The organism is Terrabacter sp. BE26 (genome assembly GCF_041941675.1).
Lineage (GTDB): Bacteria > Actinomycetota > Actinomycetes > Actinomycetales > Dermatophilaceae > Terrabacter.
Map to the genome: position 1 here is coordinate 1,363,773 of NZ_CP090122.1, position 15,177 is coordinate 1,378,949.

The 15,177-nt window shown below is 73.5% G+C and carries 15 protein-coding genes; 8 read left to right on the forward strand and 7 right to left on the reverse strand.

The genetic code is table 11. The features are described 5' to 3' along the window. Positions 1–14 precede the first annotated feature (14 nt). Genes LQK93_RS06455 through LQK93_RS06470 form a run of 4 tightly spaced genes read left to right on the forward strand, consistent with a single transcriptional unit; the run spans position 15 to position 4,328 of the window. Complete coding sequence (locus LQK93_RS06455; RefSeq protein WP_374970720.1) at positions 15–1,379, forward strand: sensor histidine kinase; 1,365 nt, start codon at positions 15–17, stop codon at positions 1,377–1,379. Beyond that, a complete protein-coding gene (locus LQK93_RS06460; protein ID WP_374970721.1) occupies positions 1,376–2,128 on the forward strand; it encodes a response regulator in 753 nt (250 codons plus the stop codon). The genes LQK93_RS06455 and LQK93_RS06460 overlap by 4 nt, the downstream gene beginning before the upstream one ends. A gap of 35 nt (positions 2,129–2,163) precedes the next feature. Beyond that, positions 2,164–3,084, forward strand: coding sequence for an ABC transporter ATP-binding protein (locus tag LQK93_RS06465; protein ID WP_374970722.1), 921 nt, complete (start codon positions 2,164–2,166; stop codon positions 3,082–3,084). Then, the gene (locus LQK93_RS06470) at positions 3,081–4,328 is read left to right on the forward strand and encodes an ABC transporter permease (protein ID WP_374970723.1); all 1,248 of its coding nucleotides are present in this window, start codon (positions 3,081–3,083) and stop codon (positions 4,326–4,328) included. The genes LQK93_RS06465 and LQK93_RS06470 overlap by 4 nt, the downstream gene beginning before the upstream one ends. 274 nt (positions 4,329–4,602) lie before the next feature. Here the strand turns inward: LQK93_RS06470 and LQK93_RS06475 are convergent, their stop codons facing one another. Beyond that, positions 4,603–5,799 (reverse strand): citrate/2-methylcitrate synthase, encoded by a 1,197-nt coding sequence (locus LQK93_RS06475; RefSeq protein ID WP_374970724.1) that lies wholly within the window; start codon positions 5,797–5,799, stop codon positions 4,603–4,605. A 165-nt stretch (positions 5,800–5,964) separates the two neighbouring features. Here LQK93_RS06475 and LQK93_RS06480 point away from each other — a divergent pair, with 165 nt between their 5' ends. Continuing rightward, the gene (locus LQK93_RS06480; protein ID WP_374970725.1) at positions 5,965–7,134 is read left to right on the forward strand and encodes a citrate/2-methylcitrate synthase; all 1,170 of its coding nucleotides are present in this window, start codon (positions 5,965–5,967) and stop codon (positions 7,132–7,134) included. A gap of 1 nt (position 7,135) precedes the next feature. Here LQK93_RS06480 and LQK93_RS06485 read toward each other — a convergent pair whose 3' ends face one another. Next, a complete protein-coding gene (locus LQK93_RS06485) occupies positions 7,136–7,792 on the reverse strand; it encodes a TrmH family RNA methyltransferase (RefSeq protein ID WP_374970726.1) in 657 nt (218 codons plus the stop codon). 280 nt (positions 7,793–8,072) lie between these two features. Here LQK93_RS06485 and LQK93_RS06490 point away from each other — a divergent pair, with 280 nt between their 5' ends. Further along, on the forward strand, positions 8,073–8,804 hold the full coding sequence (locus tag LQK93_RS06490; protein WP_374970727.1) for a DedA family protein: 732 nt from the start codon (positions 8,073–8,075) through the stop codon (positions 8,802–8,804). Between the two features lie 52 nt (positions 8,805–8,856). On the opposite strand, the gene LQK93_RS06495 is transcribed toward LQK93_RS06490, so the two are convergent. Then, positions 8,857–9,585 (reverse strand): LemA family protein, encoded by a 729-nt coding sequence (locus LQK93_RS06495; protein WP_374970728.1) that lies wholly within the window; start codon positions 9,583–9,585, stop codon positions 8,857–8,859. Between the two features lie 162 nt (positions 9,586–9,747). Between LQK93_RS06495 and LQK93_RS06500 the strand changes: the two genes are divergently transcribed. Next, positions 9,748–10,386 (forward strand): hypothetical protein, encoded by a 639-nt coding sequence (locus LQK93_RS06500; protein WP_374970729.1) that lies wholly within the window; start codon positions 9,748–9,750, stop codon positions 10,384–10,386. Between the two features lie 21 nt (positions 10,387–10,407). Here LQK93_RS06500 and pyrE read toward each other — a convergent pair whose 3' ends face one another. Further along, positions 10,408–10,971, reverse strand: a complete 564-nt coding sequence (gene pyrE / locus LQK93_RS06505; protein WP_374970730.1) for an orotate phosphoribosyltransferase — start codon at positions 10,969–10,971, stop codon at positions 10,408–10,410. Between the two features lie 46 nt (positions 10,972–11,017). Beyond that, a complete protein-coding gene (locus tag LQK93_RS06510; protein ID WP_374970731.1) occupies positions 11,018–11,794 on the reverse strand; it encodes an SDR family NAD(P)-dependent oxidoreductase in 777 nt (258 codons plus the stop codon). Positions 11,795–11,846: 52 nt separating this feature from the next. Here LQK93_RS06510 and LQK93_RS06515 point away from each other — a divergent pair, with 52 nt between their 5' ends. After that, entirely contained in the window at positions 11,847–12,638 is a 792-nt protein-coding gene (locus LQK93_RS06515; RefSeq protein WP_374970732.1) for an exodeoxyribonuclease III, read from the forward strand. 26 nt (positions 12,639–12,664) lie between these two features. Here LQK93_RS06515 and LQK93_RS06520 read toward each other — a convergent pair whose 3' ends face one another. Beyond that, the gene (locus LQK93_RS06520) at positions 12,665–13,138 is read right to left on the reverse strand and encodes a hypothetical protein (RefSeq protein WP_374970733.1); all 474 of its coding nucleotides are present in this window, start codon (positions 13,136–13,138) and stop codon (positions 12,665–12,667) included. A gap of 235 nt (positions 13,139–13,373) precedes the next feature. After that, positions 13,374–15,173: an MFS transporter gene (locus LQK93_RS06525; protein ID WP_374970734.1), complete on the reverse strand. Its 1,800-nt coding sequence runs from the start codon at positions 15,171–15,173 to the stop codon at positions 13,374–13,376. Between the last annotated feature and the right edge of the window lie 4 nt (positions 15,174–15,177).

Sequence of the window (15,177 nt, forward strand, 5' to 3'; positions counted from 1 at the left end):
CTAGGCTGGGCGCCATGTTGGGGGGCCGCAGGGCGAGCGCGCGTGTCGCGGAGTGGGCAGGGGTCGACACCGACTGGGAGCGCCTCCCCGGAGACCGGAGCCGCACGCAGCGGGTGGACGCGTGGCTGGCGCTGGCGTTCCTCGTCGTCGGGTCGCTCGGCGTGGAGCTGCTGCGCAGCATCGACGCCCTCGGGCCGCAGGAGGACTCCTGGGTGTGGCCGCACGTCGCCGTCCTCCTCGGCACGGTGCCCCTCGTGTGGCGTCGCCGCTGGCCGCTGCTGGTCGCCTCGGGGCTGTCCCTGCACCTGTTCGCGTTCGGCATCCTCATGCCCTCCATCGCCGCGTCGATCCCGATGCAGCTCGTCTACTTCCTCGCTCTCTTCACCGGTGTGGCCTGGGCGCGCGACCGGCGGCTCATGCTCGGGGTCGTCGGGGGCGTGGTGCTGCTCATGTTCGGCTGGCTCACCTGGCAGTTCGCCGTCGGCAGCGGCGTCGAGCAGGTGCTGAGCCGGAACGGGCGCTCGCTCGGCCGCCAAGGGCTCTTCAGCCCCGTCAGCGCCTACGTGGTCTACAGCCTGCTCGTCAACGTCTTCTACTTCGGCGGCGCCGTCCTCGGCGGCCAGGCGGCGTGGCGGGCCGCCCTGCAGCGGGACCGGCTCGCCAGCCAGGCGCGCACCATCGAGGAGCAGGCCACCGAGCTTCAGCGGCAGGCGGTCGTCGAGGAGCGGCTGAGGATCGCCCGTGAGCTGCACGACGTCGTCGCGCACCACGTGTCGGTCAGCGGCATCCAGGCCGCCGCGGCCCGCCGGGTGCTGCGCCGGGACGCCGACGCCGCCGAGCGGGCGCTGCGGTCGGTCGAGGGCTCGTCCCGGGAGGCGGTCGCGCAGATGCGGGCGCTGCTCGGCACCCTGCGCTCCGGGGAGGACGGGGCACCGGGCGACGCGCGGTCACCGGAGCCTCGGCTCAGCGACGTGCCCGCTCTCGTGGAGGAGGCGATCGCCGCCGGCGTCAGCGTCGAGTGCCGCGTGGTCGAGGACCCACCCGGCGCCCTCGCCGCCGTGCCCGACCCCGTGGGGCTCTCGCTCTACCGGACCGTCCAGGAGGCGCTGTCCAACACCCGTCGGCACTCGACGGCCTCGGCCGCAACGGTGTTCCTGCGCGTCGACCGCCGTCCGGAGCCCGGGTTCGCCCACGGCTACGCCGAGGTCGAGGTGCTCGACGACGGGCGTCCCCGCTCCGGGACGTCCGGAACCGGCCTCGGACTCCTCGGTGTTCGCGAGCGCCTCGCCGCCCACGGCGGGGTGAGCGAGATCGGCCCCCGCGTGACCGGGGGCTTCCGGGTCCGGGTCCGCATGCCGCTGCCCGAGGCTGCGTCGTGAGCGCGCCACCGACGCGTGTCCTGCTCGTCGACGACCACCGGCTCGTGCGCTCCGGCTTCTCGCTCATCCTCTCGGTGGAGGAGGACCTCGAGGTCGTGGGCGAGGCCGGCGACGGTGCGGAGGCGGTGCGCCTGAGCCGTGAGCTGCGGCCGGACGTGGTCCTCATGGACGTGCAGATGCCGGTCATGGACGGCATCGAGGCGACCCGCCGCATCGCCGGCGATGACCTGGCGCGGGTCGTCATCCTGACGACCTTCGACCACGACGACTACGTCTTCGCCGGCCTCGACGCGGGGGCCAGCGGGTTCCTGCTGAAGAACTCGCACGCCGAGGACCTCGTCGACGCCGTGCGCACCGTTGCGAGCGGTCACGCCCTGCTCGCCCCGGAGGTGACCCGCCGTGTCATCGAACGGCTGGCGCACGTCCGGGCGGGCGACCGCGCCCCCACGGAGGGGCCACCTGCCGCCGCGAGCGGCCAGCCGGCATACGTGGGCTCGCCCTCGTCGCCGCGCGACCCCAGGCTCGCGGAGCTGACCCCGCGGGAGCGCGAGGTGCTCGGGCTCGTCGGCCGGGGACTGTCCAACGCCGAGGTCGCCGTGCGGCTCCACCTCGGCGAGGCGACCGTCAAGACCCACCTGTCCAACGTCTTCGCCAAGCTGCACCTGCGCGACCGCGTGCAGGCCGTCGTGCTCGCGTACGAGGCGGGACTCATCCTGCCGGGGGACCTCGACGGTCCCCCGCCAGGCTGATCCGCCGGTCGGCCCCGCCCCCTAGCGTTGGCGGCATGAGCGATACGGGGAGAGCCGGGGAAAGAGCCACAGCCGACATCGAGCTGCGAGGCCTGTCGCGCACCTTCGGCGAGGTGCGCGCCGTCGACGAGGTGAGCTTCACGGTCTCGGCGGGCCGGCTCACCGGGTTCGTCGGCGGCAACGGCGCCGGCAAGACGACGACGATGCGCATGGTCATGGGGGTCCTGTCGCCCACCGGCGGCGAGGTGCTCTGGGACGGGCGGCCCATCACCGCGGCCGACCGACGCCGGTTCGGCTACATGCCCGAGGAGCGGGGCCTCTACCCCAAGCAGCCGGTGCTCGACCAGCTCGTCTACCTCGGTCGCCTACGGGGGCTGGCTGCCGCCGCCGCCAAGGCCTCGGTGACCACCCACCTCGAACGGCTGGGCCTGGCCGAGCGCGCGCGCGACCACGTCGAGAAGCTCTCGCTCGGCAACCAGCAGCGGGTCCAGATCATCGCGGCCCTCATGGGGCAGCCGCGGGCCCTCGTCCTCGACGAGCCGTTCAGCGGGCTCGACCCGGCCGCCGTGGACGACATGGCCGAGCTGCTGCGCGAGCACACCGCCCGCGGCGTGCCGGTGCTCTTCTCCTCCCACCAGCTCGACCTGGTCGAGCGGCTGTGCGAGCGGCTCGTCGTGCTCGCCCGCGGCCGGGTCGTGGCCGACGGCACCCCCGAGGACCTGCGTTCGCGGTCCGTCGCCCGCCACCGCCTCGTACTCTCGGGAGACGCCGGCTGGGTGCGGGGCATCCCCGGCATCCACGCCGTCGACGTCGAGGGGCCTCGAGCTCTGCTCGAGGTGGTCGAGCACGGCGCGGAGCGACGGCTGCTCGAGGAGGCCCTGCGCCGGGGCGAGGTGCACGAGTTCTCCCGCCAGCGTCCGACGCTGGCCCAGATCTACCGCGAGGTGACCGCATGACCACCATCCAGCAACGCCCCGCCGGACGTAGTGGCGTCGCCGCGGGCCCGACCGGCGCCTCCGGGACGGAGATGCCCACCGGCCGCATGTGGGCCGTCGTCGCCGCACGCGAGGTCGTCGTGCGCCTCACGAACCGGGCTTTCCTCGTCTCAACGCTCATCACGCTGCTCTTCATCGCCGGGTACGGCGCCTTCTCGGTATGGCAGAGCGGCCGGACCACGACCTACACCGTCGCCGTGACGGGCGCCGACGGCACCGGGCTGGTCGAACGCGCCGCCACCACGGCGCACCGCGCCGACGACAAGGTGACGGTCCGGGCGACCCCGGCGGCCAACGAGCCGGCCGCTCGCGCCCTCGTCGACGACGGGACGGCCGACGCCTGGCTGCACGAGGGCACGGCCGGCTGGACGCTGACCTCGGCGGACGACATCGACCCGGCGTTGCGGACCGCCGTGGAGGAAGCCCTGCGCAGCACAGCCCTGGAGCGCAACGCCACCGCGGCCGGCACGACCGTGACCGCCCTCGAGAAGGGCACCACGCTGACGACCACGCGTTTCGACGGGGAGACGCGCGACAGCGGGTTCGTCAGGGGCGCGACCTTCGCCTTCGCCATCCTCTTCTTCATGGCGGCGATGATGTTCGGCCAGCAGATCGCCGCCAGTGTGGTCGAGGAGAAGCAGTCCCGCATCGTCGAGATCATCGCCACCGCCATCCCGCTGCGACAGCTGCTCGCAGGCAAGGTCGTCGGCAACTCGGCCATCGCCCTGGCCCAGGTCGTCGTCTTCTCCGGGGTCGGGCTCCTCGCCGTGTCGTTCACCGACTCCTCGACGCTCCTGCCGAGCCTGTCGGGCGCCGTCGTGTGGTTCGTGCTGTTCTTCGCCGTCGGCTTCTTCGCCCTCGCCTGCCTCTTCGCCGTCGCCGGAGCGCTGGCCTCGCGCACCGAGGACCTGCAGTCCACGACGGCCCCGATGACGATCGTCATGATGGTCGTCTACATCGCGAGCTTCAGCCTGAGCGGCACGGCCCTCAAGATCGCCTCCTTCGTGCCGATCGCCTCGGTCGTGTCGATGCCGGGACGCATCCTCGCCGGCGACGCCCCCTGGTGGGAGCCCGCGCTCGCCCTCGTGCTGATGGCAGGGTTCTCGGCCCTCACGGTCGCCGTCGGCGAGCGGATCTATCGTCGTTCCCTTCTGCAGACCGGCGGCCGGGTCTCCTGGCGACAGGCGCTCCACACGGGGGACTGAGCGCGCGTCCGAGGCAGCGTTCCGGCAGCTCGGCGGACAGCTCGTCGCGCTCCCGCGGGCTGTGCCTACGGTTCCTTGACGCGCCCTTACCGAGTCCTTACCTGAAGGGCATCGCGGTCCGCGGCGATCGGTCCTACCGTGGGAGGTGGCGTTCGGAGGGCTCCGGGCGACGACAACAGCGACCGGTTGCTCCCCCGGTCGCGCCGAGCAGGCCCCGGCATCTGGATGCGTCGGGGCCTGCTCGATGCCTGCTCGATGTTGCCCGATGCCTGCGTCAGGCAGGCAGGGGCCTACGACCGCTCGTCGGGACCGGCTGGGGCGCTGGTGGCCCGACGTAGCGCGCGGCCGGCCGGATGATCTTCGGGTCGCGGGCCTGCTCGAGGATGTTGGCGGTCCAGCCCACGGCGCGGGCAACGCAGAACGTGGGCGTGAACATGCCGGGCTCGAGACCGGCGAGGCGCATGACGACACCGGCGTAGTACTCGACGTTGGCGTAGAGCGGCCGGTCCGGCTTGAGCTCTGCGAGGAGGCGCTCGATCGTCGCCTCGACCCCGATGGCGAAGTCGACGAGCGGGTCGTCCCACCGGCGCGCCACCGCCTTGAGCATCTCCGACCGCGGGTCGTGGGTGCGGTAGACGGCGTGGCCGAAGCCCATGATTCGGGCGCCTCGCGCCACCTGCTCGCGCACCCACGGCTCGGCCCGGTCGGGCGTCCCGATCTCGTCGAGCGCCTCGAGCGCCCGGCTCGGCGCGCCGCCGTGCCTGGGACCGGAGAAGGAGCCGATGGCGCCGACGAGGCAGGCCGCGAGGTCGGCCCCGGTGCTGGCGATGACCCGTGCCGTGAACGTCGAGGCGTTGAAACCGTGGTCCATGGTGGCGACGAGGTACTGCTCGACGGCCCGGGCGTCCCGCTCCGCGGGCAGCCTCCCGGTGACCATGCGCAGGTAGTCGGTGGCATGGGGCAGGCCGGGGTCGGCCGGCACCGGCTCGAGCCCGAGGCGCAGCCGGTGCGCGGCGGCCAGGATCGTCGGCGTCACCGCGGCCGCCGCCATCGCGGAGGCCAGCCGCTCGTCCTCGTCGGCGTCGTAGAGCGGGCGCTGCCCGGTGATCCCGCCCCACGCCGACAGCGCGGTGCGCAGCACCTGGAGCGAGTCGCCCGTCGTCGCGCAGATCGCGGGCAGCAGCCCGGCGAGCGCCGGGGGCAGGACCCGCAGCCGTCCGGCGTCCTTCCGCAGCGCGGCGAGCTCGGCGGCGGACGGCAGGTGCCCGTGGAAGAGCAGGTGCCAGGCCTGCTCGAAGCCGACCTTCTCGGCCAGCTCGACGGCCGAGTACTGGCGGTAGTGGTAGAAGCCCTCGTCGCCGCGGACGTCGCCGATCTCGGTGTCGGTGACGACGACCTTCGCGAGGCCTGGCGGCACGAGGACGAAGCCGGCGGGGGTCGGAACGGTTGAGGCGGGTGAGTGGGTGGACATGGGGTGCTCCTCTCGGGTTCACTCGTCACCCTGAGCGATGTTGATCAATGTCGTCAATGTTGATCCGCTCAACCGTTGACTCCGTCAACACCGCACTCCCGACCCGTCCCGGTCCGGCCCCAGCCCGGCCGCGGGGCCCCAGCCACTCCGGACCCAGGAGGTCTCGTGCCCAGCCCACGCAGTCCGTGGATCACGACGACGGAGGCCGCCCAGCGCCTCGGGGTCAAGCGGGCCACCCTCTACGCCTACGTCAGCCGCGGGCTGCTGCGCAGCGAACGTCGCCCGGGCCAGCAGGAGAGCCTCTTCGACCGCGCCCAGATCGACGCGATGGCGACGGCCGCGCGGCCACAGGGCGGCCCCCAGCCGGTGCTGCGCTTCCGCAGCATCGCGACGTCGGTGAGCCGCACGGCGGAGGGCGAGCTCTCCTACCGGGGGCGCCCGCTCGCCGATGTCGTGGCGCTCGGCTCGCTCGAGGAGGCAGCCGCCGTCGTCCTCGGCACGCCCGTGGCGTCGGCCGCTCCCGTCCCGCCAGCGGGAGGCGGCATCGACCTGGCGGCGCTCCCCCTCCACCGCCGCATGCCGGTGGCCGTGCAGCTGCTCGCGGCCGCAGACCCCTTCGCGGCGGACACCGACCCCGACCGGGTCCGGGTCGCCGCGGCGCCGACGCTCCGGGGCGCCGTCTCCCTGTTGGCCGGCGCGGGCCCCGGGGACCCCTCACGCGGCGACCTCGCGGCACTGGCTCTCGCAGCCCTCGGCGGGCGAGCGGAGGCGCCGGCCGACGTGGCGGTCCTGCGCGTCCTGCTCGTCGCCCTGCTCGACCACGGCCTCACGGCCTCGACCGTCGCGGCCCGGGTGGCCGCCTCCACGCGAGCCGGGCTCCCTGACTGCCTCTGCGCCGCGTATGCCGCCATGGCCGGCCCGCTCCACGGCGCCGCCCCCGTCGCGGCGCACGCCCTGCTCGCCGAGGGTGCCGACCCGGCCGCCCTCCTCGCGCGGTCGCTCCGCACGGCTGGGGCCGTGGCGGGCTTCGGGCACTTCCTCTACCCCGACGGCGACCCCCGCGCCGAGGTCGTCCTCGAGGCACTGTGGCGCCGGCGCGGCACGACCGGGCTGCGACGTCGCGTCGAGGCCCTCTCGGCGCTGGTCGCCGACCGCACCGGGGCACTGCCGAACATCGACCTCGCGAGCGCTGCCGTGCTGCACGCCCTGGGGCTGCCGGCCGAGTCCGGTGAGGTTGTCTTCCAGGTCGCACGGTCCATAGGCGTTGCCGCCCACGTCGTCGAGGAGTACGCGGAGGAGCCGTTGCGCTGGCGCGGCCGCGACCCGCAGGGCTGAGCTACACCCGCTGGTCGAACACGTGCCGGCGGACCCAGGCGTGCATGGCCACGGCCGCGGCGGCGCCGGCGTTGATCGACCGCGTCGAGCCGAACTGCTCGATGTGCAGCACGGCCGCGCACTCCGCGCGCATCGCCTCGGACAGCCCCGGCCCCTCCTGTCCGAAGACGAGCACGCATCGCCGGGGCAGGTCGAACGTCTCCAGGGGCACGGAGCCGGGCAGGTTGTCGACACCGAGGAGGGCGAGGCCCTCGGCGCGGGCCCACCGCGCCAGCGTGGTCGCATCGGGGTGGTGGTGCTCGTGCTGGTAGCGGTCGGTCACCATGGCGCCGCGCCGGTTCCAGCGGCGGCGACCGACGATGTGGAACGCCGCCGCGCCCATCGCGTTGGCCGTGCGGATGACCGAGCCGATGTTGAAGTCGTGGCCCCAGTTCTCCACGGCGACGTGGAAGTCGTGTCGCCGCGTGTCGAGGTCGTCGACGATCGCGTCGTGGCGCCAGTAGCGGTACGCGTCCACGACGTTGCGCCGGTCGCCGTGCTCGAGCAGCTCCGGGTCCCACTGGTCACCCTCGGGCCACGGCCCCTCCCAGGGGCCCAGACCGATCTCCGGCGGGGGTGGGGACGGTTGCACGGTGGTGAGTCTACGGTCGCTGCCCATCGACGAGCGGGGCCCGGGATGTCGGGAGGAGGACGGCACGTCGCCGCCGCGGCGGCAGGTGGGCGCGGCCCCGAGTCTCCGGCGCTGCCGACCTCCTCCCTTGCTCCCACCTCCATCGTGAACCGGCTCGCCGGGCGGGCAGAAGCGACGTCACCCCATCGAGACGATCCCGAGACGTTCCTGAGACTTTCGAGAGTCTTTCCTGAGGCCCCGCACGGAGGCGGTCCGGGCGCCCGCGAGGATTCAGCCCCGCCCGGCCACACGGCATACCCTGTGACCCATGCACGCTCTCGCCGCCCTGTCGGCCGCCGCCCCCGCCCTCGGCCCGAAGTGGATGGACCCGACCTACCTGCTGCAGCAGTACGGCAGCGCGTTCTTCGTGATCGCCCTCGTCATCGTCTTCGTCGAGTGCGGGCTGCTCTTCCCGATCCTGCCCGGCGACTCGCTCCTCTTCGCCGTGGGCCTGTTCATCGCGACCGGCCAGATCGACATCAACCTCGGCCTCGCGATCGCCGGCCTGACGATCGCTGCCTTCCTCGGCAACGTGGTGGGCTACGAGATCGGTCGAGGAGTCGGGCGGCCGCTCTACAAGCGGCAGGGGCGCTTCATCAACACGGCCAACTTCGACAAGACCAACGCGTTCTTCGACAAGTACGGCAGCCGCGCCCTGGTGCTCGGACGCTTCGTGCCGATCGTGCGCACCTTCATCACCGTCGTCGCCGGCATCGGCCGCATGCAGCGTCAGCGCTTCTTCGGGTGGAGCGCCGTCGGTGCCGTCGCCTGGGTGGCCAGCGTGACGCTGCTCGGCTACTTCCTCGGCCAGATCTTCCCGGGCCTGACGAAGAACATCGAGTACGCGATCCTGCTCGTCGTCGTCGTGTCGCTGTTGCCGATGCTCTTCGAGTTCCTCAAGCACCGCCGCCAGGCGAAGGCGCTCGCGGCCGAGGGCACCGACGGCACCGACGGGGCCGGCGAGGTGGCCGACCCCGTACGCGGCACCGAGCACAGCTGAGCCTGCCGAGCCTGCTGTGGCAGCCTGTCCGGCTGCCGCTCGGGCCGCTAAGTCAGGCGTTCGGGGTGCCGGAGTCGCGCGTCGGGTCCGGCTGGACCGTGCCGGGGGCCTGGGCCTGCGGCAGTGCGCCGGGCGCCGCACCCGGCTGGGTCGAGGGACCGCCGATGGCGCCGGGCTGGGTGGAGGGCGCGACACCCGGGGTGCCGGACCCACCGACGGCATTGTCGCCGAAGGACACGTTGGGCACGACGGCCTCGGTGGCGGGGGCCTCGAAGTACTCCGCGCGCTTGACGCCGGCCATGTTGGCCACGACGTTCGAAGGCACCGACTCCACCTTGGTGTTGAGCTCACGCACGAGCGCGTTGTAGTAGCGGCGCGAGCTCGCGATGCGGTCCTCGGTGCTCGTCAGCTCCTGCTGCAGGGCGAGGAAGCTCTGGTTGGCCTTGAGGTCGGGGTAGGCCTCGGCGACGGCCAGGAGACGGCCGAGCGCCTGGCTGAGCTGGCCCTCCGCCTGCGCTGCAGCGGCAGGGGTCGGGGCCCCGGACATCGCGGCGGACCGCGCCTGCATGACGTCCTCGAGCGTGCCCCGCTCGTGGCTGGCGTAGCCCTTGACGGTCTCGACCAGGTTGGGGATGAGGTCGTGGCGGCGCTTCAGCTCGACGTCGATCTGTCGCCAGCCCTCCTCGACCCTGTTGCGCAGGCCGATCAGGCCGTTGTACGTGACGACGCCCACGATCGCGGCTAGCACGACGAGGCCGATCAGGATCCAGACGATGATCATGGGTTCTCCCGAGAATCTGGGCGGTCAGTGTGCCCGATCCTAGTGCGGGGCGCACCCTCGGACCGGGCCGTCGGTGCGACGGCGGAGGTGCGCGACCGGTTCCTGTCGTCGCCTGTCACGGCGTCTTCGCGTCTGTCGGTGTCTCCTTCTAGCGTGGAGGGCATGTCGACGGCAGCACCGGCGCGCAACCGGGTCAGCCCCCTCGGTGACGTCGTCGCGGCGCCGGGGCGAGGTGCCTGGATGGGCAACCGCGGCCGGTTGCACGACGGGGCGGGCACCCGCGAGGTGCGTCGACACCACGTCGGTCGCGCCTGGATCACGTGCGCGCTGAGCTTCCGGGACCGCCGCGTGCGCCAGTGGGACCCCGGGCACTACACACCGCTCTTCTTCCTCGACGAGGCCGTCTCGTTCGCCGCCGGGCACCGGCCGTGCGCGGAGTGCCGGCGCCCCGCGTTCACGGCCTTCCGCGACGTCGTGGCGGGCATCGCCGGCGTCGACCGCCTGAGCGCACCGGAGCTCGACGGCCTGCTCCACTCGGAGCGCTGGGACTCGGCGCGGCGCGCACGCCGGCTGCACGCGTACCCGTGGGCCGACCTGCCCGACGGCGCCTTCGTGCTGGTCGACGACGGGCCGGTCCTCGTGGCCGGGGCCGGCCTCCTGCCGTGGCGACACGACAACACGTATGCCGCCCCGCGGGTGCCGCGGCCCGGCACCGGGCGTGCCCAGCTGCTCACGCCGCCGTCGGTCGTGGCGGCGCTGCGACTCGGCCTGCCCGTGCAGCTCGGCACGCCAGGCGGCTGACCCCGTCGGCCGGCGACCGCGTCAGGCGAGCCCGAGCTCCTCGAGCGAGAAGGCGTAGCGATACTCGACGCCCGCTTCCGCGGTGATCTTCTCGCCGGCACCCGTGGCACGGTCGGCGATCGTGGCCACGGCGACGACCTCGGCACCGTCCTCGCGAGCCGCTTCCACGGCAGCGAGCGGCGAGGCGCCGGTGGTCGTGGTGTCCTCGACGACCAGCACGCGGCGGCCCTTGATCGACGGGCCCTCGATGCGCTGCTGGAGGCCGTGCGCCTTGCCGGCCTTGCGCACGACGAAGGCATCGAGACGCTCGCCCCCGGCTGCGGCGGCGTGCAGCATCGAGGTGGCGACCGGGTCCGCGCCGAGCGTGAGTCCACCGACCGCCGCATACGTGAGGTCCTTGGTCAGCTCGCGCATGACGATGCCGACGAGGGGCGCGGCCTCACCGTCGAGGGAGATGCGGCGCAGGTCGACGTAGTAGTCGGCCTCCTTGCCGGAGCTGAGGGTCACGCGACCGTGGACGATCGCCTTCTCCCTGATGATCTCGAGCAGGCGAGCACGGGCGGCGGCGGTGTCAGTGACGGTCACGAGGCTCCATCGTAGGGCCGCTCTGGGCAGGGCCCCGGCAGCGTGCTCAGCGGCGGACGAGACGGGCCCGGTTGCGGACCAGAGAACGCGGCACCACGCGGAGCAGACCGACGACCGCCTTGTACTGCAGGCCCGGCACCGACACGACCCGGCCCCTCTCGACGTCGTGCAGGCAGTCGGCGACGAGCTTGTGCGGGTCGAGCCACAGAAACTCGGGTCCCGGCTTGCTGATGCCGGCGCGCTCCTGGAACTCGGTGTTGGTGAACCCCGGGCACAGCGCGGTCACGGTGACACCGGAGCCGGCGAGCTCGCTCGCGAGGCCCTCACTGAAGGTCGTCACCCACGCCTTGGCGGCGGAGTAGGAGCCGGAGGCGATGAACCCGGCCACCGACGAGACGTTGACGATGTGGCCGCGGCCGCGCTCGCGCATCGAGACTCCCGCTGCGTGCGAGAGCACGAGCACCGCACGGGTCAGGACGTCGAACGCCGCCTCCTCCACCGCGAGGTCGTTGCGCAGGAAGGAGCGCCGCAGGCCGTAGCCGGCGTTGTTGACGAGCACGTCGACAGGCCGCTCGGGGTCCGCGACCCGGTCGGCGACCGTCTGCAGCGCCGACCGGTCCGAGAGGTCGGCGACGAGCACCTCGGCGGAGACGGCATACCTGCTCGTCAGCTCGGCCGCGAGCGCCTCGAGCCGGCCGCGGTCGCGAGCGACGAGCACGAGGTCGTGGTGGCGGGCCGCCAGCTGGTGCGCGAACTCCCGCCCGATGCCGGCGCTCGCGCCGGTGACGAGGGCGGTCGGGCGCGTGGTCTGCTCTCCAGTCATGCGCCTCACCCTAGGCACGCGGTGTCGCCGTGGCCGTCTAGGGTGGCCGACTGTGCGCATCGCCACCTGGAACGTCAACTCCATCCGGTCCCGCATCGACCGCGTCGCCGCCTGGCTCGAACGCACCGACGTCGACGTGCTGGCCATCCAGGAGACCAAGGCCCGCGAGGACCAGTTCCCGCTCGAGCGGTTCGAGGCGCTCGGCTACGAGGTGGCCCACCACGGCCTCAGCCAGTGGAATGGCGTGGCCATCGCCTCGCGGGTCGGCCTGGGCGACGTGCGCGTCGGCTTCGACGGGATGCCCGGCTGGGGCGACCCCGCCGTTCCCGAGGCGCGCGCGATCGGCGCGGTCTGCAACGGCGTACGCGTGTGGTCGCTCTACGTGCCCAACGGCCGCGCGCTCGACGACCCGCACCTCGACTACAAGCTGACCTGGCTCGAGGCCCTGGCCGTCGCCGGTCGCGGGTGGCTGGCCGAGGACCCCCACGCGCAGATCGCGCTGCTCGGCGACTGGAACATCGCGCCCACCGACGCCGACGTGTGGAGCGTCGCCTACTACGAGGGCCGCACGCACACCTCACCTGGCGAGCGCGCGGCCTTCCAGGGCGTCGTCGATGCCGGCTTCGACGACGTGGTCCGCCCGCACACCAACGAGCCGGGGACCTTCACGTACTGGGACTACACCCAGCTGCGGTTCCCGAAGCGGCAGGGCATGCGCATCGACTTCGCGCTGTGCTCCCCCGCCCTGGCTCGGCGCGTCGTCGGTGCGGCGATCGACCGCGAGGAGCGCAAGGGCAAGGGAGCCTCCGACCACGCCCCCGTCGTCTTCCAGGTCGGGGACTGACTGAGCCGGCAGGGCTGCGGCAGCCGTCAGGCCTCGATGGGACGGCCGGTGAACGAGCCGGTACCCCGCATCAAGACGGCACCCGACGGGTCGAAGGCGGTGAACGAGTACGTCCCCCGGACCCGGTCACCGCTCACGGTGCCCCGGACGCGGACCCGGACCGTGACTCCGGGCTTGCCGGGGCCGGCAGGTCCGGGCTGGCCCGTCCACATCGTGCCCTCGAAGCCGCTGTCCCCTCGATGCGCCCAGGTGCCCAGGAGGACCGCGTCTGCGGGCGAGATGTCCTGGCTGATGAGGACGCCGCCTGCCGCGAGGCTGACGACGGTCGTCGTCCTGACGGCGCCGGCCCCGTCGTCCTTCCGGGAGATCACCCAGCTCCCACCGACCTTCGAGTCGCCGGTGCCACTCGCCGCCGCCGACGAGGCGCCGGCGACGCCCCCGATGGCCACCGCGCCCGTTCCCAGCAGGACCCGCCGACGGTTCAACACGTGCTCGTCCATTTTTTACCCCCTTGGTGTGGTGACGGACGGCGGAGGCCGGCCGCCACCTTCCAGAGTCGGGGTGGTCGAGATCGGCCGTCAAGAGAGGCACTTGCCTTCACCCCACATGCGTGGTAAAGGCGGATGGAGTAGAGGGCCGCTCTATCCCGCCGTCTGGTCGGTTGCCGTCGCCGCGAGAGGTCCTGGGCCCGGCATCGCGCCACCTGGTGCGTCATGTGGGTGGGGCGGTGCACCCTCAGAGGGCGACGAAGGGGGGCCGGCGGTCGGTGTCCGTCCCGGTGGCTCGGTCGGTCGCGGCAGCGCTCCTCCGAGTGCCGAGGCCGAGCGTCAAGGCAATCCCGGCCCCGAGGAGGGCCGCGACGGCACCGCCGAGGAAGACCGTCTGCACCTGCACCACCCCGGCCCCGATGAGCGCATCGGTGTCGAGCTGGTCGGGCAGGCGGCGGACGGCGTCGAAGTAGCGGCTCAGGCCGATCGAGGTGAGCAGCGCCAGCCCCACGACCATCCCGACCATGCGCGCCACCACGACGAGGGAGCTCGCGACGCCGTGGGCGTGGGCCGGCGAGTCGGCGAGCGCCGCGTCGTTGACCGGAGCGAGGGCCAGGCCCACGCCGAGCCCGACCACGACGAGCACCACCGTGGCGGGCACCGTCTCGGTGACGGACTGGAGCGTCCACCGGGACATGACGAGCAGACCGGCGCCCGCCAGCAGCAGGCCCGGCCCCGCAACCGCCCCGTCGCCGAGCCGCCGCAGCGACAGCCCGCCGAGCAGCGCCCCGACGGGGACGGCGAGCAGGAAGCGGACGAGTACCAGCGCAGCCCCCGTCTCGTCGTAGGCGCCGGTCAGCCGGGCCAGGAGCGGCACGTCGACGACCACGCCGACCAGGGCCGCACCGACGAGGAGGCTGACGACGAGTGAGCGCAGGCCGCGGGCGCCCACGACGCCACGAGGGATCAGCGGGTCGGCGGCGTGCCGGTGCCACCAGGCCAGGGCCACCAGCGCCAGCGCACCGACCGGCAGCAGGCTGTAGCCGAGCGGGCCGACGACCTCCTTCTCCGGGTCCGACGAGGCGAAGGTCAGCACGAGGCAGCCGAGCGCCACCGCGACGAGGAGGGCCCCGACGAGGTCGGCTCGCCGCAGCACGGGCCACCAGTGCCGGGCGGTCAGCACCGCCACGACGACCAGTACGCCCAGCCCCGCGACGCCGATCGGGGTGAACAGCCGGGACGTGCCCGTGAACGGCACGAACGGGGCCCCGAGCGCCACGTCGGTCACGAGCGACTCCGGGGCCGCCAGCGCGAGGCCCGTCGCGCCGAGGCCCAGCACCACCAGCACGAGCGTGACGGCTGGCACGAGCCCCCGGCGGGCCGTCCGCGTCCTGCCCGGCGTGGGCGCCCGTCCGCCCTGCGCTGCCTCCCCGCGGGACGACGCGGACGCGGGCACGGCTGGGAGCCCGCGGCCTCCGAGCAGGTGGATGACGGCATACAGCGCCAGGGCGGCCACGACGTTGAGCCAGAAGATCGCCCGCCACCCGGACCACGCGAGGACGACGGCGCCGAGCACGGGCCCGAGCACCGAGCCGAGCTCCTGCACGGCCCCGACGACGCCGAGCGGGGTGCCGCGGCGGTGGGCCGGCCACAGGTCCGCGACGAGCGCGAGCGTCGCCGGCACGAGCCCGCCACCGCCGATGCCCTGGAGCACCCGACCGGTGACGAGCACCGGCATCTCGACGGCGAGCGCCGTGACGGCGGACCCGACGACGAAGACCAGCAGGCAGCCGAGCAGGATGCGCCGCCGGTCGAGCAGGTCCGACAGTCGCCCGATCAGCGGGAGCACGGCGATGTAGCCGAGGAGGAACCCGGAGATGATCGGGGTCGCCCGCTGCAGGGCGTCGATGCCGATGCCGACCCCGGCCATCATGTCGGTCAGGGCGAGGACGACGACGTAGGTGTCGGCGGCCGCGAGCGCCACCGCGGCCGAGGCTGCCGCGAGCAGGGCGAACCGGTGGCTGCCGTGCGACGTGGCGGAGGGCATCGCC